This window comes from Bacillus sp. B-jedd, assembly GCF_000821085.1.
In the GTDB taxonomy this organism is placed as follows: Bacteria; Bacillota; Bacilli; order Bacillales; family Cytobacillaceae; genus Bacillus_D.
This window is the reverse complement of sequence record NZ_CCXR01000001.1, coordinates 2,162,405-2,180,422: the sequence shown is the minus strand read 5'-3', so window position 1 is coordinate 2,180,422 and position 18,018 is coordinate 2,162,405. Positions and strand designations below refer to the sequence as shown.

Below are 18,018 nucleotides of genomic sequence, written 5' to 3'. Positions count from 1 at the left end.
AATCGGCTGGGGAATGGTATTTGGGTCTGGGAGTGAACACTTGTAATGGCTGATACAAAAAAAGCATTATCAATATTATTTTTAGTTATGTTTCTTGTCATGGTAGGATTCGGGATTATTATTCCGGTTCTCCCCTTCTATGCGGAGAAACTGGGGGCAAGTCCTACCCAGCTCGGTTATTTGATGGCTGTCTATTCCCTCATGCAGCTTCTTTTTGCCCCGATGTGGGGTCGGATTTCCGACAAGATTGGCAGAAAGCCTGTCATGCTGGCGGGCATCACAGGCTTGGCCATTTCCTTTTTTATGATGGCCTTTGCTAATTCCTTGTGGATGCTTTTCGCTGCCAGAATTATCGGCGGGTTCCTATCGGCGGCGAATATGCCGACGACAATGGCTTACGCGGCTGATATTACCACTCCGGAAAATCGCAGCAAAGGCATGGGGATGATCGGTGCGGCTGTAGGCCTTGGATTTGTCTTTGGGCCTGCGATCGGCGGTGTTTTTTCGAAGAACAGTTTAAGCCTCCCGTTTATCCTAGCCGGCATTTCTTCACTGATTACGATTGTCCTTGTCGCCCTGTTTTTGAAGGAATCATCTACTAAAGAAAGCCGTGCTTCCGCGGTGCAAAAGAAAGCTTCATTTTTCGAAGCTATCAAAGGAACGTCCGGATTGCTATTTTTCCTCCAATTTTTCATCTCCGTTTCCTTGGCGGGACTGGAATCTACCTTTGCATATTTTGCAGCTGAAAAAGCCGGCCTGAATACGGCCAGCCTGGGCTATATTTTTATGATCATGGGCCTGGCTGGAGCATTCGTCCAGGGCGGCTTGATTGGGAGATTAACAAAGAAGTTTGGGGAAGGAAAAGTCATCCAGGGTGGAATTGTTGTTTCGGCGATAGGTTTTATCCTGATTCTGTTGGTGAATAACTTCGCAACAGCGGCCCTTTTCTTGACAGTATTCGGGCTCGGGAACGGAGTCATCCGGCCAAGTATCTCATCGATCCTGACGAAAACAGTCACTTCGGGACACGGAAGTGTGACCGGTCTTCTATCCTCTTTCGATTCACTAGGAAGGATCATCGGCCCTCCGCTCGGTGGATTCCTGTTCTCAATCGCAGCGGGACTTCCATATATAAGCGGTGCCATCCTTTCTATCGTCGCTTTAGTTCTTTACATCGCATATAACGGAAGATTAAGGGATCGGGTCTTATCCTGATAGTCAAATTGGCAGCCTTCATAGGGCTGTCTTTTTCTTTGTGTTAATTCTTGTCCTTCCGCATATATTTTTTAACAGGCGCGGTTAGGAGGGGTTACATGGAACTGGGGAAAAAGTTATCTTTATTCGGGCTTGCTGTAGCGATTACAACGACCGCTTACTTGGATTCACCTTTTTCAATTATGAATAAAAATTATTCTAATGTAACAGTGGGTGCGCGGCAAGCCTCCGTTATGTTTGAAAAATCTGCTCCAAACCTTGTTGAATATGAAATGAAACTAGCCGATAAGCAGAAAAGAAATGGTTATATCATTGAAACTTATCGTGAGTATGAAGTAAAGAGAGATCAGGAAGGCAAAATCATTGATAGCAAACCGACATCCAAGGTGGAAGAAATAAAATACAGGGATCCTTCATTTGGTCTAGAACAATAGGGAAGTTGATTTGGAGTTCCCTATTTGTAGTTCTTTTAGGGAATTATAAAATATGTCATTGTGGATAACTCAAAACTAGTTGTTGTAATCCAGCTCCAGCGCCTAGCCCCTCGAGGTCATAAGCCATATCCCTCCGGAGGGCAGGCCCGTCCTCCGGGCTCCGTCTTATGCTGGTCGGGGCTGATCAAGGCGCTTGCGCTTTTTGTTCTTAATAAGTTAATAAAAAAATAATGCTTCACATATGAATATTTTGATATAATAATAGTAGGCTTTTTAAAAGGAGGTGAATAGTTGGGAATGAGAACGGTAATCTATTTCAGTTTTCTTATTTCAGCGTTGGTTTGCTCATTGGTTCACGTAGTTAAGCAATCAAGGCTGGAAACTTCACCGGGAGAAATTGTCCTGCACGCCTTCTTCGTTTGTTTTACCTTCATCGGAATATCAAGCGTCTGGTGGATTTTAGCGGTAAAAAACGAAATGAGCCAAGCTTTCGGTGTCCTTTTCAATGGCCTCTTTTTGGGAGCGGTCACCCTTTTATGCATGCGCCTGACCTTTTACTTAAACAGACATAGGGACGCCAAAACAAATACCGGGAATAGCCACGAACATCCGCATTTTATTTAGGCAGTGGATTGAATGTGAAGAGTAATGACCGAATTGATCCTTAAAGGCCATTGGTTCGGTGATGCTTAAGATTACTTTCATTCCTGGATGAGCGGTTTCCCTAAGCTTTCGGGTATAATGCTGACGAGATGTGATTTCTGTATCGAATCCCAGCTTCAGACGCTTTCCGAAGCCGCTCAATTTACATATTTTATAACCCTTCCTTATCGTTTTCCCCAAATTAAAAGCGGCGAGAGCAAGCCCCCCGCCGGCATTTTAACTTTCTCCTTGCAAACAGCCTATTATTAACCAGCCACGTTGCCCCACTGCTAAATCTTCAGCAGTTTTACTAGTCCTGGTAATTATGCTGTTCCTCAATTCTGCCTTCTTTGTTATGGATATAGGCCATTGTTCCAGCTTCCTCGGCAAGCTTTTTCGCTTCTTTGACAGCCTCTGACCTCGAATCAGTCGTCATTTCTGGCTTGTCCTGTCCTTCGCGTTTTACTACCCAACCTTCCTCATCATGCGGCACCACATGAAATCGTGCTTCTTCAGTCCCGGCACGGTCTTTAAAATATTCGGCTTGTTCCTTTGAATGGATATGGTCATTCTTTTTATCTGCCATGGCGATTCCTCCTCTATTGAACGTTATTAGGCTGTACCCCATTCTCTCTCCGTCAAAAACAGGAAGATTTTTCTTTTCTATCCGAAAACGAAATTACCCTTCTTTTTCCGCCTCGGTAACGATGGCCGGCAACCTTATCTCACTTTGATTTAACAATTTAGAAATTGAATGGCGCAATTCGCTTTCAACCATTTCTTTTATTTCAAAATTCACAACCGGAAGTTCAATTTGAAAATCCATCGCACTGTTCCTGAATTCCACAAACCTTATTTCCTGGTTCGGCGATTCAAGGATACCCGTGTAATATTTCTTCACGTTATCAACCGCATCTTCAAGCAGTTGTTGAACTATTCTCGAGTCCGAGCCAAAGCTCACGCTTACCTTGACGATCGCTCTCATCTCCGCCGTCGTTCTGTTTTTGATGATATGCTCGATGAAATACTGATTCGGGATGATGAGTGTGCCTTCCTTTGCCGTCCGGACAAGGGTGGATCGTAAGCGGATTTTTTCGACCCTGCCAACCTTATCGTCAATTTCAATAACTTCGCCTACTTCAACCGGCCTTTCAAAAAGCATAATAATACCGGAAACAAAGTTCCCGGCTACATTTCTCATCCCGAAACCGATTCCAATGCCCAAGACGCCGAAAATGGCACCAAGTGCGGTCAAATCTATCCCAACGCGAGTAAAACTGAAAGCGAGGGCCGCAATCATAACGAGGTAATAGATGATTTGGCTGATTGTATACCCAAGTCCCCTGTCAATATTGTAATGTTCATACATATTAGTAAGGACGTATTTCGTAAACAGTTTTACCATCCTATTTGCAAAACTGACAATCATGAAGGCTGTAATGATCAAAAAAAAGGTAACGTCAACCCCGCCTTTTGAGTAGAGAGGCTTGAACATCCAATCCGTTTCGTAAAAATGTAATACAAATAGTAAAACAATGGAATAAAAAGTTAGCCAATTTAATAGGGAATTTACAGCAGGAATATACCGTTTGTTAAGTCCGGGCTTCCTGATCGCAACTACTTTTGCAATACCTTTTATGATCCAATTAGTGAAAAGAATCAATCCTGTATAAAATAAGAAAAGAAGAATTCTCGTTAAAGTAATATCCTCAAAAACCAACAACAAATCTTTCATGACATCCACCCATTTAGACGATTATACAAGTCTTTACCTATTAGGCTCTAAGCCTAAACATGGAGGTATCTGAAAAAAAAAAACGGCCTGTACCTACAAGCCGCTTAAGGTTAATTTGGTTTTAACACCACTTTAATGCAATTATCCGTCCTTGTATCAAACAATTCATATCCTCTTTTTGCTTCGGCTAGCGGGATGACGTGTGTGACAATATCGCCGGGGTCCACCTTCCCCTTTGCAACGAGGTCGTACAAATAAGGCATGTAAGGGATGACGGGCGCCTGGCCCATTTTAATGTCTATATTCCGGTTGAAAAAATCCCCTAAAGGAAAAGCGTTATATCTTGCTCCGTAGGCACCGGTAATTTGGACAGTCCCTCCTTTTCTTACAGCCTGGGAGGCCATGATGACCGGGCCAAGGGCACCACCCTGCAGCTTCAGGCCTGTAGCCAAAAATTCCATTGGAGTCATTTTTCCGTCCATCCCGACGGCATCAATGACAATATTAGCACCGCCCTTTGTTAATTCTTGCAAATATTCCCCGGTATTTTCATACTTCTCAAAATTGACTGTTTCAACTTTATTCGTCCTTCTGGCATGTTCCAGCCTATAATCGATATAATCGACGGCAATGACCCGCTCCGCGCCTTTCATCCAGGCAAACTTTTGCGCCAATAAGCCTACAGGGCCGCATCCGAGCACAATGACTGTGTCGCCTGCTTTAACTCCCGCATGATCAACCGACCAGTATGCTGTCGACATCGCGTCTGCTATTAAAACCAACTTTTCATCTTCAACTTCACAGTCTTCTGGAATTTTGAAAGGAGTGAAATTGCCATAGGGAACTTTCATATACTGTGCTTGGCCTCCGGGATGGCCGCCGAAAGTCTCGGAGTAACCGAAAAAACCACCGCCGTCCCCGTGAGGATTGGAATTGTCACACTGGCTTGTCAGGTCATGCTCGCAGTACCAGCAATGGCCGCAGGCGACATTGAAGGGAATAATCACTCTGTCCCCTTTTTTAACCTTTGTTACATTTGGGCCTGTTTCTTCGACTATTCCCAAAGGTTCGTGGCCAATGATGAAGTCAGCCGGTGTATTCGGAATCATTCCGTGTATAAGATGGAGATCCGATCCGCAAATCGCTGAAGTCGTTACTTTGATGATAATATCATCGTCTTTTTCAATTTTGGGATCCGCTACTTCTTTCACTTCCACATCTTTTATCCCTTGATAAGTGACTGCTTTCATCCGCTGTATCCCTCCCTCTTAATAATTCACCGTGGCAAAAGTACCAAGCCTGTCTGTATCGTTCGGATAAAGTTCCATTTCTCCGATTGCCAAAGCCATATCCATTGATTTTATGTCCAGTTCTATCTGCTTGCCTGGCTCGTGAGGGTACAGCCAGCCCTTTTCCATCATTAATTTGGTCAGCTCTTCATGCAAATCGATGGCTTCCATCATCTGACGCTCGATGATTGATTTCAACTTCGGATTAGCAGTCTCTGTTATCGCAAATCCATAATTTCTAATCCCTGTTTTGACTGTCAGCAAAAAATCCATCGCAAAGGATGCATCAGCCATTTTGGGCATGCCCTCCGCATACTTTGGATCTAAATAATCCTGATTCATCAGTGCTTCACCTCATTGGAGAATGTGTTTGTCCCAGCATAAAAAGATTTTAATTCGTTCAACGCATTTATGGACTGCCTGACATCCTTATCCATCAGCGCCTTTAAATCGTTATCGAAACAAATGCCCTGCATGAGTTTTGAACGTACGAGACATATTGTTTTGAAGTTAATCAGTTCATGTGTATCAAATGATTCGTGATTTGCCAGATTATTGGCCTCCACCCTTGCCACCTCCGCTTTCCTTGTAGGGTATAGTTTTTGGCTGATCGCGTGTTATTATGCAATAAAGGGATGGTCTAAAAAGGAATAATGCCATGAAGGCTGAACAAACTAATAGAAGTTTACTTGCATCAGTAAGACTTTAGGAATGGTTTGGAGGATTGGCGGCATGAAGAAGACATTGGCAATGCATGAATCACTGGAACTGCACGAGTATATCGTTTTCAAAAACGTTTCCCTTACTAAATCGACTTTAATTGGAAAGCTTGTTCAGGATGATGGATTGAAAGCAATTTTGCAAAAGGATGCTGAAACAGGGGTAAGGCACTTAGAGGCACTCCAGCAATTCATAACAGATAGGGGCATGCAGCAATGAATCAATTCATTCAGAATTTGATGGGCATGGGCGGAATGACAGATCAGATCATTGCCACAGATTTTTTAATTTCAGTCAAATCCGCGATAAGAAACCTGGCGGCCATCATTGCCGAAACAACGACATCGGAATTAAGGGAAGAGCTAAGAATACAGTTAAAGGACGCGATCGATGCCCATACGTTAATTAGTGCGTATATGATTGATAAGGGGTTTTATCTTCCCAACGACCTGGGCGGGCAGCTTGGGATTGACCTTGAAGCCGTCCAAACAGCTTCTGCCCTTTTTGGGAAACAGCAATAAAGCCGCTAATATAAATGAAAAAAGGAGGCCTGTATTCAGCCTCCATTTCACGTGCAAAAATTTATTTGTTTTTTGCGAGAACCGTATCGGTCTTTTTTGCCACGGATACCTGATAAAGCTCGAACAGGATCCCATACAGGAATGAAACAAGGAACATGGAAGCAATCATATCTGGCACGACATGCTGTTTGACAAATAAAGTCGATATAATAATCAGTGACCCGGCAATATGGATGAACATAGTGTTTAACGGGTGCTTGCCAGTGATATGCCTTGAACCGAGCATAATGGCGAAAGTTGTCAGTACATGAATGCTCGGGAAACAATTGTACGGCTGGTCATTTGCATAGATGAACTGGACAAGCTGGATGAACACCCCGTCACCGTGCAGCTGCGGCCTTGGCACAACAGTTTGGAAAAAGAAATAAACCAAGAAGCATAATAGCTCCCCTATCACAATCAAAATGAGAGTTTTTAAATACACTTTCGTATCCTTGAAGCAAAAATAAACGAGATAGAAAAATATATACCCGTACCAAAGAATATACGGAATAATAAATATAGGCAAAAACGGAATCAGCGCATCAGCAGCTGTTGAGATGTGGACCGCCTGCTGCGGATGAGTGTTCAAGAATTGATAGACCATGCCGAGAATGGGCATGACAAGCAAAAATAGCAAATATGGAGATTTATCAATATACTTTTTCATGAACGGTGGCTTGCTCCTCCCCCAATTTGTTATTGATGCCTATTTACCCAATTCATTATGTTTATAAAGCAACAAAAGCAAATCATAAATTATCCTTCATTGTTGTAATTTTCCACTTTTAATTTGATTTTCCATCAAAGAGCAAAAAAAAGCAACCTGTTTTGGCAGCTTTTTTATATTTCTTCTTTATTCCTCAATTGCCTGGCCTTCTTCTACGATATGGTAAAGCAGGTGGGCAAGGTGATGGATGGGTCCGTATTCTTCCTCTTCTTCATTTGTTTCCTCGTTGAATTCGAGATCATTCAAGTAAAGGGCCAAGAATTCATAAAAATCCTTCATCGCAAAAGAATAGCAGGCACTCGGGTCTTCACTGCCTTCCTCATAGTGTAGAATGAGATGGGAAACAGTCCCGTCTTCATCTTCGCTGTCAAAGAAAATAAAGAACCCGATATTGGTATCCAATTCAAAAAGGTGTCTTGTCCCTCCTGCTGTCGCCTTATTATAGTCGTCCTCATTTAATTTCTGGATTTGCATTGTGTCCACATTATCTTCTTTATGGAAACTCACTACAAATGATTGCATTCAAAATGCCTCCCTTTCAACATCATCACCATGTAAATATACCCCTAAAACAATAAAATTATCCAGTTCAGTCAAAACCAATTTCCCCATAACAGTTAAAACAGTAAAACAACTAAGGTGTTCCAGGAAATTTCTAAAACCTTTTTTTGCAAGAATTTGCCTCAGTTAAAGGTGAGTGTTGATTTTCAATGAAGTTGATTGGAACGGAGTGGAAATAAACAATCAAGGATAACAGAGCCAATTTTTAAAAATAATCGAAATAAACAGCGTGGGAAAATATTAAATTCATTATTTATAGAATAATAATTTAATTACTTAATACTGGTTTAAATGGTAAAATAAGAGGAAAGTTTTAAAAAATACTCTCCGCAAAGGAACTAAGATTCTATGAGCAAAAATAAGATAGCTTGGGTTACAGACAGCACTGCGTATTTAACAGAGGAACTAAAAGCGAATAAGGATGTTTATGTGGTACCGCTTGAAATCATTTTTGGCGAAGAAGCTTTTGAGGATGGCGTCACCCTGGATACTAAGGAACTTTATAATCGGATTAATGGTGAAAAAAGCATCCCGAAAACCTCCCAGCCTTCTTCGGGAAAGTTCGCTTCCCTTTTTGAAAAACTGAAAGAAAAATACGACAGTGCGGTTGCAATTCATGTTTCTTCCAAACTTAGCGGCACCCTTTCAAGCTGTATCGCTGGTGCTGATATGGCTGGCTTTCAGGTGGAAGCCGTTGATTCTCGGTCGATGTCTTATGCCATTACTGCCTTAATTGACAAAGGGATTGAATTGCAAAAGAGTGGGCTCGGTGCTTCCGAAATTGCAACCATATTAAAAGACGAGGCTAAAAACTCGCAAAACTATATACTCCTAGGAAATCTCGATCAGTTTTACAAGGGCGGCAGAATGTCGGGAACACAGTACCTTCTAGGCAGTATCCTGAAAATAAAGCCAATTATCCGCATCAACTCTGATGGCGCGTTCGAACTTTATGAAAAGGTTAGGTCTGAAAAAAAGGCGGCAGCGAGGCTTGTCGAGCTTTTTGGAGAGGCACTGGCTAAGAATCGGATTGATCATCTGTGGATTATGCACGGGAATGTTCCTGAAAAAGCAAGCGAATTGCAAAAGTCGTTAAAAGCAGCGTTTCCCGGCCTAAAAACATCAATTGGCGAAATTAGCTCGACGATAGCTGTCCACGCGGGCGAAGGCACTTTGGCAATCATTTGGCAAAACAAATCTTGATAACAGGATATCATTTTAAGAGAAAATTTATAAACCCTTTTTCAAACCAACCATGTCTGTCAGTAATTTCAGTAAGTCTAGAGAAAGAGTATAAAAACCTCTGGGGAGGAAGAAATGCATTTTGCAGAAGTGAGGCATTCACTGTTTTCAAATAACACAATTCACTTTATCGCAAGTTCATATGATATTGGAAAAATATTAAATTGTTCATTTTTAACAAGGGGATTAAACGATACCTATTTAGTTGTTACAGATAAAAAAAAGTATATTTTTCGTGTATATAGAAAGGATTGGAGGAAGAAATCAGATATTTTATTTGAACTGGATGCTATAAATTATGCCTCATGTTATGGTGTCTCTGTTTCAATACCATTAAAAAGAAGAGATGGGCATTGGCTATCTGAAATTCCTGCACCAGAGGGCACTAGGTATGGGGTTTTATTTTCTTTCACAAAAGGGGATAGACCAGAAATAAATGAAGAAAATTGCAATATAATAGGAAAAGCTTTAGGGAATCTTCATAATGCAATGGATGCTTTCACATCGCAAAATCCAAGAAGTTTTGAACTGGACCTTACCCACCTGTTAGATGAACCGGCCGATTTAATTATTCCCACTTTGAAAAATCATTGCAGTGATAATGAAGATACTTTCAAAAGAATAATCAACGATTTAAGAATACATTTACAAAAAAACGACAATCTTGAGTTCGGTTTTTGTCATGGCGATTTTCATAATTTTAATATGCATGTATATGACCAAAAATTGGAAGTTTTCGACTTCGATTGTAGTGGTTTTGGTTTCCGTGCCTATGATATCTCGGTATTTTTGTGGAATTTAAAACAAAATTATTCCAACTTAGAAAGTTCTTGCTGGGATGCCTTCATGAATGGTTATTTAAGTTCAAAGAACATCAGTGACCATAATATTAGGGAGATCGCAAAATTCGTAACCATCAGACGTATATGGTTTATGGGAATTTTATTAAAAAATGATGATGTATGGGGTACTATATGGAGAAATAAAAGTAACTTTGATACTTTCATCTCACAGTTAGAGCAAGATGCTGAGAAATATTGATATATAAAACCCGGCATTAGATTCAATTCATTAAACTTTGTTTACAATTCTCTAAGCTTTTGCAAAAAAAGAAGGTTTTCCCGTTACGGAAACCTTCTTTCTTCTTTCTCTAAATCCATGAAAACATATAATTATTATCCTCTATTTCCGCTGCATTCTTAAAAACGTTGAGAGGCCGGAATGTATCGATCATGACGGCCAGTTCCAGCGTTTCTTTTTTGCCTATGCTGGCTTCGGTCTTGCCGGGGTGTGGCCCATGCGGAATCCCGCTCGGGTGGAGACTGATCGATCCTTCCTTGATCCCTTTCCTGCTCATGAAATTGCCTTCCACATAATAAAGCATTTCATCACTGTTTACATTGCTGTGAAAATACGGAGCTGGTATGGCCTCTGGATGATAATCGTAAAGGCGCGGCACAAAAGAGCAAACGACGAAATTATGGCCCTCAAATGTTTGATGCACAGGAGGAGGCTGGTGAATCCTGCCTGTGATTGGTTCGAAATCTTCAATATTGAACGCCCAGGGATATAAATAACCATCCCACCCGACCACATCAAATGGGTGATGGCCAAGGATATGTTCGTGCAAATATCCCCTCGTTTTTGTCAGCACTTCAAATTCCCCTTTTTCAGAGAAAGTCTCAAGAGTCTCGGGTCCTCTCAAGTCACGCTCGCAAAATGGGCTGTGCTCAAGCAGCTGCCCATATTCATTCCGATAGCGCCTTGGGGTGGTAATTTGCGAGAACGATTCGATAAACAGGATTTTAGTCTCCTCCTCCGGAACGAGCCGGTAAATCGTCCCGATTGGGATGACCAAATAGTCGCCTGGCCTGTAGGAAAGGGTGCCGAACATCGTTACAAGCTTTCCCCTGCCGTAATGAATATAAAGCATTTCGTCGCCGTCACCATTTCGGTAGAAGCTTTCCATCGGTGTATCGGCGTTTGCCGTTCCAATTAATAAATCACTGTTCCCCATTAAATATTCCCTGCTATTTAAGGCATCACCGGTCTTTTTAATTTCCGGTGTATAAAAATGCCGGTGCCTGAGCGGGCCTTGATCCTCATATTCAGGCAAAAACGGTATGATTTTATCTGCTTTGGCCACTTCCGTCGGCATATGTTCGTGGTAAAGAATTGATTGGGTTCCCGAAAAACCCTTTGTTCCCATTACCTGCTCACGGTACAGCGAGCCGTCCGACTTTTTGAATATCGTATGCCTTTTACGGGGAATCTCCCCCATTTGCCGGTAAAACACTCCCTCACCCCTTTTCACTTGCAATCTTATTCTTTAAAACCCCCAGTGAATCTATCTCCAGTTCAACTAGGTCGCCTGGTTCCAGCCAACGGTGGACCTTTTCTCCCAGTTCAAGGATACAGCCAGTTCCCACAGTTCCGGAACCTATAATCTCGCCAGGAAAAAGAGATGTCCCAGCAGATGCGCGTTCAATCATTTCTGCGAAGGAATAATGGATTTCCTTGAAGTTCCCTTCTGAAAGCACCTTGCCGTTCACATTGGCGCGCATGGTCAAATCACAGCCTTTGCCTGCAGTCCGCCCCGTAAGCTCATCAGCGGACAAAATCCAAGGTCCGACCGATGTTGCAAAATCTTTCCCTTTTGCCGGGCCCAGGCCAACCTTCATTTCTTTTTGCTGGTAGTCCCTGGCGCTCCAGTCATTTAAAATGCAGTAACCGAAAATATATTCTTCCGCGTTTTCTGCATTTATGTTTTTTCCTTCCTTGCCAATCACGCAGGCAATTTCGAGTTCGTAATCCAGTTTCGTACATCCTGCCGGCCTTTCGATCACGTCATTGGGCCCTTTAATGGCAAGGTGGTTGGAAAAATAGAAGACAGGCATTTCGTACCATTCCGGAACCATTTCGAGTCCCCTGTTTTTTCTCGCCGTTTTCACATGGCGCTCAAATGCGTAAAAATCCCTGAAACTGAGCGGATTCGGCAAAGGGGCAAGCAGTCTGACATCTTCCAGCGGATAAACGCCCTGTGAAGACCTGTCGAGGCTCAGTGATCTTGCAAATGCGAGATTGTCAGATGAATCGCGGAGAAAACCAAGCATCGTCTCTGGTAATTTCTTTTCGGATGCTTCATGCATATCGACCGCGAATTGTTCATTTAAAATCCATCCTGCTCCCGTCCTGCCATCCTCTTTTTGAAAAGTGATGAACTTCATCTCACTTCACCTTGGCGGACGATCCTTTTAATTTCAAAAGTTGATGCGAGGGGCCTCGTGTAAATATTCCCCGCCATTCTTCCAATCGGTTGCAATTTATCCGTAAGGATACGCCCCGAATCATAGAGGCTGTCATCGAGGTGGATATGAACGACTTTTCCGATAACAAGGCTCCCTGAACCAGGCTGGTCCCCATAATGGTGAGTCTCGAATAATTCACACTCAAGATGGACCATGGATTCCTTGATACGCGGCGGCTTCACCTTCGCTGAAGGCTCCTTTGTCAGGCCGGAAACTTCCAGTTCATCAACTTCCGGCGGTAGTTCCGTTGCACACATATTCATCTGTTCCGCCATTGCTTCACTGACAATATTGATGACGAACTGGCCCGTCGCTTCAATATTCATTAAAGTATCTTTTTTCGACCCGTCGGTACCCCTTCTCATTGGCGAAAAACAGACTAGCATCGGTTCTGCGCTAATTACTGTAAAGAAACTAAATGGTGCGGCATTGGCAATCCCATCTTTATTGATCGTTGAGACGAATGCAATCGGCCGCGGCAGGACGGAACCGATGAGGAGTTTATAAGCATCCCTCCATTGCATGGTTTCAGGAGTAAAGTCCATTCTCTAAATCACTCCTTCCACAGTGAATTCACGGATTGCTTCAAGGAATCTTTCATTTTCTTCGCGTGTTCCAAGTGCGACACGGAGGGCGTTTGGAAATCCGGGTGCGGAAATCCCTTTAACAAAAATACCTTTTCGCGCAAGGGCCGCTTCAGCTTGCCGCGCCGGCTCATTGATTTTGACAAAAACGAAATTCGCTTCAGAAGGAAGGACAATATATCCCATTTTACTGAGGTTTCGTGAGACAAAATCCCTTTCAATTCTGTTTCTTGCCGCGGACATTTCCAGAAACGATTTGTCAGTAAGGGAAGCGGCAGCCGCCGCTGCTCCGATTCTATTCACATTAAAGACATCACGGACCTTCTTCAACTCCCCTACGATCTCAGGAGCCATCATTCCGTAGCCGATCCGCAGGCCTGCCAGTCCATGTATTTTTGAAAAGGTCCTTAAAATTACAGCGTTTTTATACTGGCCAAGGACCACCTTTGCATCAGTCATTGCCCCTTGCTCGACATACTCGAAATATGCTTCATCAAGAACGATCATGACATGTTCAGGGACTTGTTCGCAAAATTCCCTTAGGTAATCTTTTTTAACGATCGTACCCGTTGGATTATTCGGATTGCACACGAAAACCATTTTTGTTTTGGTGGATATTTTACCGAGCATTCCCTTCAGGTCGTGAACTCCATGCAAAAGCGGGACTTCTACCGGTTGGCCGCCTTCAATCAGGACATTCGTTTTATATCTCGGAAACGTGCAATCAGCCATGACAGCTTCGTCACCTTTCCCGATATACGCCCTTGTCAGCAGCCTTATAATCTCATCGGAACCATTTCCGACTATAAAATTGTCTTCTGGAAGGCCATGGTAACGGCCCAATTCACTGAATAAGTGTGAATATGTACCATCAGGATAAAATGAACAGCTTTCCAGCGCCTTTTCCGCAGCCTCCCGAGCCTTTGGAGATGAACCATATGGGTTTTCGTTGTCCCCCATCCTGATAATCCTTGTAAATCCCTGCTCCTTTTGGATTTCTTCCGGAGGCGGTCCAAGAGGATAGGGGATGACTGAGCCCAGTTCATCCCTTGCGTTAATATTAGCCATACCCATTCCCTCTTTCATGCTGTGTATTGGAACTTTGTTAACGCTATGATGCAATTTCCGGTACTCCTCCACCATTAAAGGTTCCCGCGCCTCGCCTGTTCCCGCTCAATTGATTCAAATAGTGCCTTGAAATTGCCTTCGCCAAAGCCCCTTGCACCTTTTCGCTGGATGACTTCAATGAAGAGCGTCGGCCTGTCGACAATCGGCTTTGTAAAGATCTGCAGGAGATATCCTTCATCGTCCCGGTCTACAAGGATGCTCAACTCGCGCAGTTTTGAAATCTCCTCGTCAATTTCCCCGACGCGTTCTGCGAGCTCCTCATAATACGTGTCCGGTGTCGACAGGAATTCAACACCATTGTCCTTCAAGGCGGAAACCGTCGAAATAATATCTTCTGTCAGGATAGCAAGGTGCTGGACGCCAGGACCGTTGTAAAATTCCAGATACTCCTGAATCTGTGATTTCCGCTTTCCTTCCGCAGGCTCATTGATCGGGAACTTGATCCTGCCGCCGTTATGCATAACCTTGGACATTAGCGCCGAATATTCGGTCGAGATATCTTCATCAGAGAAGTGCTTCATTTCCTTGAAGCCCATGACCTTCTCATAATATTCAACCCACTCATTCATGCTTTCCACATTGCCGACAACATGGTCGATGCCGATCAGGCCTGTATCCGGCACTTCATTAAACAGAGTGAAAGATTCATAGCCTGGCATGAAAACTCCCTCGTAATCCTTCCGCTCCACAAGTGTATGGATTGTATCGCCATACGTCCCGATAACCGCTTTTTTTATTTTTCCATGATCATCATTGAAATCGGTCGGTGCCATTAATGCGATCGCTCCCCTGTCCACAGCCGCTGAAAAAGCCTGTTCGACATCATCAACGAGAAGCGCCACATCCTTTACACCATCTCCATGTTTTTTGACAAAAGAAGAAACTTCACTGTTTTCAACAAGCGACCCGGTAATCACAAGTCTTATATTGCGCTGCTGCAGCACATACGAAACTGTTTCGCGGTTCCCTGTCTCAAGGCCTGAATAAGCAACCGTCCTGAACCCGAACGCATGACAGAAAAAATAAGCCGACTGCTTCGCATTCCCCGTATAAATCTCAAGATAATCCACATCCCTTACAGGGAAAAAATCCTCAACCAACTCATTTGCCTTTAATGACTGCTCTTGCATAAAAATCCCTCCTGAATATTATTTTAATGATGCAGGGAATGGTTCCACTGCTTCACTGGCTAATTGACTAACTTTTGACAAACGTCTTTCCTTCCCGGCAGGCTTCATATGGACAGCCTTTTCCTGCAGGCCTTCGGCGGCTTCAAGCAGTGCCTCCCCCAGCCCTGGATGCGGATAGGCTGGAAAGATGAAGTCCTCTTCCCTGGCGCCCATTTCAAGCCCCAGAATTCCTCCTTGAATCAACTCATGCGCGCCTTCCCCGATGATATGTATGCCGAGGACGACGTCAGTCTCTTTTTCTGAAATGATTTTTGCAAACCCATCCCTATGTCCGTTCATACTGCTGAACCCATTGGCTGCCATAGGAAATTGGCTCGTTTTTATGCTTAACCCCGCGTCAACCACCTGTTCCTCGCTCAAGCCTGCCGACGCGATTGGCGGCCTTGTAAAAGCATAGGATGGCAGAAACCGAAAATCAGCAACGGAACTCTGCCCGCAGGCCGTTTCTGCTGCAACCTTACCCTGCCTAATGGCTTTTGCTGCAAGATAAGGCCCCCCGGTTATGTCACCGATAGCATAAATTCCATTTACGGATGTGCGGCATTGTTCATCGACTTTTATAAACCCATCCTTATCCATCTCGATGCCGATCCGCGAACAGCCAAGACTGTCACTATTAGGACGCATCCCGGATTCTATAAAAAAGTGGGTCGCCTCGATCGCGGTTTCTTTCGAATCGGTGTTTACGATCATTTGGATGCTGTCCTTCTCCTCGCTGATTTCCTCTATCCGGCAATTTTTGAGCAATTTAATTTTTTCTTTTTTGAATATCCTTGAAAGTTCTTTTGACACGGATGAATCAAATGGCAACTGCTCTCCAGGCAGCATCAAGGTTACTTCAGCCCCAAACGCGCGGAAGGCCATCGCAATTTCCAGATGAATCACCGAGGAACCGAAAATCGCCAAATGCTCGGGTATTTCATCGAGAAAGGAAATTTCCCATTCGTTATTAACCTTTCCTCCAGCCTGGATGCCGTTTAGTTTCCCTGGCCGCGCTCCCGCGGCAATAACAGCATCGCGGAACTCATAAAGTTCATATTTGTCGCCGTCCTCGACCCCAACCCTTGAATCACTAAGGAAAAAGGCATTGCCTTTAATAATTTTGACTTGATTGGCTTTGCAAAGCGCCTCGACCCCTGCCTTCAAATTGGCAACCGTTTTTCTTTGGTATTCCTTTAAGCTTTCAAAATTTATGCCGGCGGGCCCTGTTTCAATCCCGAACATCGAACTTTTTCTACAGTTCTCCAGTTTCGCTGAAGCGGCTGTCAATACTTTCGAAGGGATACAGCCTTTATTCAGGCAAATTCCGCCCATCTCTTCCTTTTCGATCAAAACTACTTCCCGACCGAGCTGCGCTGCACTTATCGCGGCGTGGTAACCGCCCGGCCCGCCGCCGATAACGACGAAATCCACCTGGTTCACCATTTCCCCGACTACCATTTACACCAGCTCCAGTAACAGCATTTTAGGGTTTTTGATATAGTCCGCAAAAAGGTTTGTAAACTTTACAGCGGTTGCGCCATCTGCCACCCTGTGGTCAAAGGACATGGATATATTCATGATCGACCTTATCTCAATTTCGTCCTTTTCATTTACGACAGGCATCCGTTTCGTTTTATGGAATGACACAAGGGCGACTTGTGGATGCTGGATGATCGGCGTGGCGCCGATGCTGCCGCCAAGCGGACCGACATTGCTGACGGTGAAAGTTCCTCCCTGTATATCAGAAATAGCTAATTCTTGATTAAGCGCTTTTTCTGTCAGCGCTTTCATTTCTTGGTTAATTTGAGGAAGTGATTTTTTATCCACCGATTTGATGACCGGCACAATCAGGCCGTCTTCCGTGTCAACAGCCGTCCCGATATGGTGGCCTTCCAAAAGCCTGATTTCCTCTTCCTGTTCATCAAGGACTGCGTTAAAAATAGGAAATTCCTTTAGGCAGACTGAAAGAGCTTTAATAAAAAATGCAGAAGCGGAAATATTTTTGCCTGCAGCTTTCAATTCTTTTCTGAATTCAATCAGATCGGTTACATCTATTTCTTCAAAATGGGTGCAATGAGGTATCGTCTGGATGGAGTAAAGAAGGTTTTTCGCAATTTGCTTCCGCCTGCCCCTGAATGGGACGGTCTTCTCCTGCTTCCCGGTTGGAGGCGGAGCTGTTTGCAACGTTGGCTCTCTCTGTGAAAGGTTATTTGCTTTAGTCTTGCTTTGTTCAATAAAATGGTAGACATCATCATCAACGATTCTTCCAGCCGGCCCTGTTCCGGTGATTTGTTCAATATTGACGGAAAAGTCCCTGGCGATTTTCCTCGTATATGGAGACGCGAGAATCCTTGGGAAGAAAGGTTTGAGCGGTTCAGCTTTTTGCATGACGGCGACTGTCCCTTGTCCGCTCCCCGAGGCAAAAGCCGTTTCCTTCGTTTTCCCCTCTGTTTCAACCTTCTTATCCGAATCAAGAATTAACAGGGGGGTCCCGACTGGAACGGTATCACCAGGGGCCACTAGGAACTCCTTTACAACTCCTGAAGTCGGTGATGGGATTTCCGCGGTCATTTTATCTGTCTGCACCTCAACGAGCGGGTCATCTGCTTTCACAAAATCCCCCGGCTTGACGAGGAGGCAATTGATACTCGCTTCAGCCATCCCTTCGCCAATATCGTGAAGTTTAACTTCCATACTA

The 18,018-nt window shown here is 43.8% G+C and carries 21 protein-coding genes; 7 read left to right on the top strand and 14 right to left on the bottom strand.

What is annotated here, in order from left to right:
- Nucleotides 1-45: 45 nt before the first annotated feature.
- From BN1002_RS10710 to BN1002_RS10700, 3 genes are all read left to right on the top strand, one after another.
- Nucleotides 46-1,215, top strand: a complete 1,170-nt coding sequence (locus BN1002_RS10710) for an MFS transporter (protein WP_048825019.1) — start codon at nucleotides 46-48, stop codon at nucleotides 1,213-1,215.
- A 98-nt stretch (nucleotides 1,216-1,313) separates the two neighbouring features.
- Complete coding sequence (locus tag BN1002_RS10705; protein WP_048825018.1) at nucleotides 1,314-1,649, top strand: hypothetical protein; 336 nt, start codon at nucleotides 1,314-1,316, stop codon at nucleotides 1,647-1,649.
- A gap of 291 nt (nucleotides 1,650-1,940) precedes the next feature.
- The gene (locus BN1002_RS10700; RefSeq protein ID WP_048825017.1) at nucleotides 1,941-2,273 is read left to right on the top strand and encodes a hypothetical protein; all 333 of its coding nucleotides are present in this window, start codon (nucleotides 1,941-1,943) and stop codon (nucleotides 2,271-2,273) included.
- A 328-nt stretch (nucleotides 2,274-2,601) separates the two neighbouring features.
- Here BN1002_RS10700 and BN1002_RS10695 read toward each other — a convergent pair whose 3' ends face one another.
- From BN1002_RS10695 to BN1002_RS10675, 5 genes are all read right to left on the bottom strand, one after another.
- A complete protein-coding gene (locus tag BN1002_RS10695; protein WP_048825016.1) occupies nucleotides 2,602-2,877 on the bottom strand; it encodes a DUF2188 domain-containing protein in 276 nt (91 codons plus the stop codon).
- A 93-nt stretch (nucleotides 2,878-2,970) separates the two neighbouring features.
- On the bottom strand, nucleotides 2,971-4,026 hold the full coding sequence (locus tag BN1002_RS10690; protein ID WP_231575021.1) for a mechanosensitive ion channel family protein: 1,056 nt from the start codon (nucleotides 4,024-4,026) through the stop codon (nucleotides 2,971-2,973).
- Between the two features lie 110 nt (nucleotides 4,027-4,136).
- Nucleotides 4,137-5,276 carry a zinc-dependent alcohol dehydrogenase gene (locus tag BN1002_RS10685; protein ID WP_048825015.1) on the bottom strand — a complete coding sequence of 380 codons (1,140 nt, stop codon included), beginning with the start codon at nucleotides 5,274-5,276 and terminating at the stop codon, nucleotides 4,137-4,139.
- Between the two features lie 18 nt (nucleotides 5,277-5,294).
- Nucleotides 5,295-5,657 (bottom strand): spore coat protein, encoded by a 363-nt coding sequence (locus BN1002_RS10680; RefSeq protein ID WP_048825014.1) that lies wholly within the window; start codon nucleotides 5,655-5,657, stop codon nucleotides 5,295-5,297.
- Complete coding sequence (locus BN1002_RS10675) at nucleotides 5,657-5,881, bottom strand: hypothetical protein (protein ID WP_048825013.1); 225 nt, start codon at nucleotides 5,879-5,881, stop codon at nucleotides 5,657-5,659. The genes BN1002_RS10680 and BN1002_RS10675 overlap by 1 nt, the downstream gene beginning before the upstream one ends.
- A gap of 166 nt (nucleotides 5,882-6,047) precedes the next feature.
- Between BN1002_RS10675 and BN1002_RS10670 the strand changes: the two genes are divergently transcribed.
- Nucleotides 6,048-6,254, top strand: a complete 207-nt coding sequence (locus tag BN1002_RS10670) for a hypothetical protein (RefSeq protein WP_048825012.1) — start codon at nucleotides 6,048-6,050, stop codon at nucleotides 6,252-6,254.
- On the top strand, nucleotides 6,251-6,556 hold the full coding sequence (locus tag BN1002_RS10665; protein WP_048825011.1) for a spore coat protein: 306 nt from the start codon (nucleotides 6,251-6,253) through the stop codon (nucleotides 6,554-6,556). The genes BN1002_RS10670 and BN1002_RS10665 overlap by 4 nt, the downstream gene beginning before the upstream one ends.
- Nucleotides 6,557-6,617: 61 nt before the next feature.
- Here BN1002_RS10665 and BN1002_RS10660 read toward each other — a convergent pair whose 3' ends face one another.
- Both BN1002_RS10660 and BN1002_RS10655 read right to left on the bottom strand, forming a co-directional pair.
- Nucleotides 6,618-7,265, bottom strand: a complete 648-nt coding sequence (locus tag BN1002_RS10660; RefSeq protein ID WP_048825010.1) for a phosphatase PAP2 family protein — start codon at nucleotides 7,263-7,265, stop codon at nucleotides 6,618-6,620.
- A 186-nt stretch (nucleotides 7,266-7,451) separates the two neighbouring features.
- A complete protein-coding gene (locus BN1002_RS10655; protein WP_048825009.1) occupies nucleotides 7,452-7,847 on the bottom strand; it encodes a hypothetical protein in 396 nt (131 codons plus the stop codon).
- A gap of 387 nt (nucleotides 7,848-8,234) precedes the next feature.
- On the opposite strand from BN1002_RS10655, the gene BN1002_RS10650 reads away from it, so the two are divergent.
- The gene (locus BN1002_RS10650; RefSeq protein WP_048825008.1) at nucleotides 8,235-9,089 is read left to right on the top strand and encodes a DegV family protein; all 855 of its coding nucleotides are present in this window, start codon (nucleotides 8,235-8,237) and stop codon (nucleotides 9,087-9,089) included.
- A 114-nt stretch (nucleotides 9,090-9,203) separates the two neighbouring features.
- A complete protein-coding gene (locus BN1002_RS10645) occupies nucleotides 9,204-10,169 on the top strand; it encodes a phosphotransferase (protein ID WP_048825007.1) in 966 nt (321 codons plus the stop codon).
- 109 nt (nucleotides 10,170-10,278) lie between these two features.
- Here the strand turns inward: BN1002_RS10645 and BN1002_RS10640 are convergent, their stop codons facing one another.
- The 7 genes from BN1002_RS10640 to BN1002_RS10610 all read right to left on the bottom strand — a co-directional run bounded on the left by BN1002_RS10640 (nucleotide 10,279) and on the right by BN1002_RS10610 (nucleotide 18,014).
- Entirely contained in the window at nucleotides 10,279-11,424 is a 1,146-nt protein-coding gene (locus tag BN1002_RS10640; protein WP_048825006.1) for a homogentisate 1,2-dioxygenase, read from the bottom strand.
- A 4-nt stretch (nucleotides 11,425-11,428) separates the two neighbouring features.
- Entirely contained in the window at nucleotides 11,429-12,355 is a 927-nt protein-coding gene (locus BN1002_RS10635) for a fumarylacetoacetate hydrolase family protein (protein WP_048825005.1), read from the bottom strand.
- On the bottom strand, nucleotides 12,352-12,981 hold the full coding sequence (locus BN1002_RS10630; RefSeq protein WP_048825004.1) for a flavin reductase family protein: 630 nt from the start codon (nucleotides 12,979-12,981) through the stop codon (nucleotides 12,352-12,354). The genes BN1002_RS10635 and BN1002_RS10630 overlap by 4 nt, the downstream gene beginning before the upstream one ends.
- A gap of 3 nt (nucleotides 12,982-12,984) precedes the next feature.
- Complete coding sequence (gene hisC, locus BN1002_RS10625) at nucleotides 12,985-14,088, bottom strand: histidinol-phosphate transaminase (RefSeq protein WP_231575020.1); 1,104 nt, start codon at nucleotides 14,086-14,088, stop codon at nucleotides 12,985-12,987.
- A gap of 74 nt (nucleotides 14,089-14,162) precedes the next feature.
- Nucleotides 14,163-15,278, bottom strand: coding sequence for a 4-hydroxyphenylpyruvate dioxygenase (gene hppD, locus BN1002_RS10620; RefSeq protein ID WP_048825003.1), 1,116 nt, complete (start codon nucleotides 15,276-15,278; stop codon nucleotides 14,163-14,165).
- Between the two features lie 18 nt (nucleotides 15,279-15,296).
- The gene (lpdA, locus tag BN1002_RS10615) at nucleotides 15,297-16,778 is read right to left on the bottom strand and encodes a dihydrolipoyl dehydrogenase (RefSeq protein WP_048825002.1); all 1,482 of its coding nucleotides are present in this window, start codon (nucleotides 16,776-16,778) and stop codon (nucleotides 15,297-15,299) included.
- Nucleotides 16,779-18,014, bottom strand: a complete 1,236-nt coding sequence (locus BN1002_RS10610; RefSeq protein ID WP_048825001.1) for a dihydrolipoamide acetyltransferase family protein — start codon at nucleotides 18,012-18,014, stop codon at nucleotides 16,779-16,781.
- Nucleotides 18,015-18,018 lie beyond the last annotated feature (4 nt).

Coding starts and splice junctions, on each gene's coding strand:
- BN1002_RS10610 (WP_048825001.1), bottom strand. CDS start 18,014: ATGGAAGTTAAACTTCACGATATTGGCGAAGGGATGGCTGAAGCGAGT.
- hppD (WP_048825003.1), bottom strand. CDS start 15,278: ATGCAAGAGCAGTCATTAAAGGCAAATGAGTTGGTTGAGGATTTTTTC.
- BN1002_RS10710 (WP_048825019.1), top strand. CDS start 46: ATGGCTGATACAAAAAAAGCATTATCAATATTATTTTTAGTTATGTTT.
- BN1002_RS10650 (WP_048825008.1), top strand. CDS start 8,235: ATGAGCAAAAATAAGATAGCTTGGGTTACAGACAGCACTGCGTATTTA.
- BN1002_RS10660 (WP_048825010.1), bottom strand. CDS start 7,265: ATGAAAAAGTATATTGATAAATCTCCATATTTGCTATTTTTGCTTGTC.
- BN1002_RS10670 (WP_048825012.1), top strand. CDS start 6,048: ATGAAGAAGACATTGGCAATGCATGAATCACTGGAACTGCACGAGTAT.
- BN1002_RS10655 (WP_048825009.1), bottom strand. CDS start 7,847: ATGCAATCATTTGTAGTGAGTTTCCATAAAGAAGATAATGTGGACACA.
- BN1002_RS10645 (WP_048825007.1), top strand. CDS start 9,204: ATGCATTTTGCAGAAGTGAGGCATTCACTGTTTTCAAATAACACAATT.
- BN1002_RS10685 (WP_048825015.1), bottom strand. CDS start 5,276: ATGAAAGCAGTCACTTATCAAGGGATAAAAGATGTGGAAGTGAAAGAA.
- BN1002_RS10680 (WP_048825014.1), bottom strand. CDS start 5,657: ATGAATCAGGATTATTTAGATCCAAAGTATGCGGAGGGCATGCCCAAA.
- BN1002_RS10630 (WP_048825004.1), bottom strand. CDS start 12,981: ATGGACTTTACTCCTGAAACCATGCAATGGAGGGATGCTTATAAACTC.
- BN1002_RS10690 (WP_231575021.1), bottom strand. CDS start 4,026: ATGAAAGATTTGTTGTTGGTTTTTGAGGATATTACTTTAACGAGAATT.
- BN1002_RS10695 (WP_048825016.1), bottom strand. CDS start 2,877: ATGGCAGATAAAAAGAATGACCATATCCATTCAAAGGAACAAGCCGAA.
- BN1002_RS10705 (WP_048825018.1), top strand. CDS start 1,314: ATGGAACTGGGGAAAAAGTTATCTTTATTCGGGCTTGCTGTAGCGATT.
- hisC (WP_231575020.1), bottom strand. CDS start 14,088: ATGGCTAATATTAACGCAAGGGATGAACTGGGCTCAGTCATCCCCTAT.
- lpdA (WP_048825002.1), bottom strand. CDS start 16,778: ATGGTAGTCGGGGAAATGGTGAACCAGGTGGATTTCGTCGTTATCGGC.
- BN1002_RS10665 (WP_048825011.1), top strand. CDS start 6,251: ATGAATCAATTCATTCAGAATTTGATGGGCATGGGCGGAATGACAGAT.
- BN1002_RS10635 (WP_048825005.1), bottom strand. CDS start 12,355: ATGAAGTTCATCACTTTTCAAAAAGAGGATGGCAGGACGGGAGCAGGA.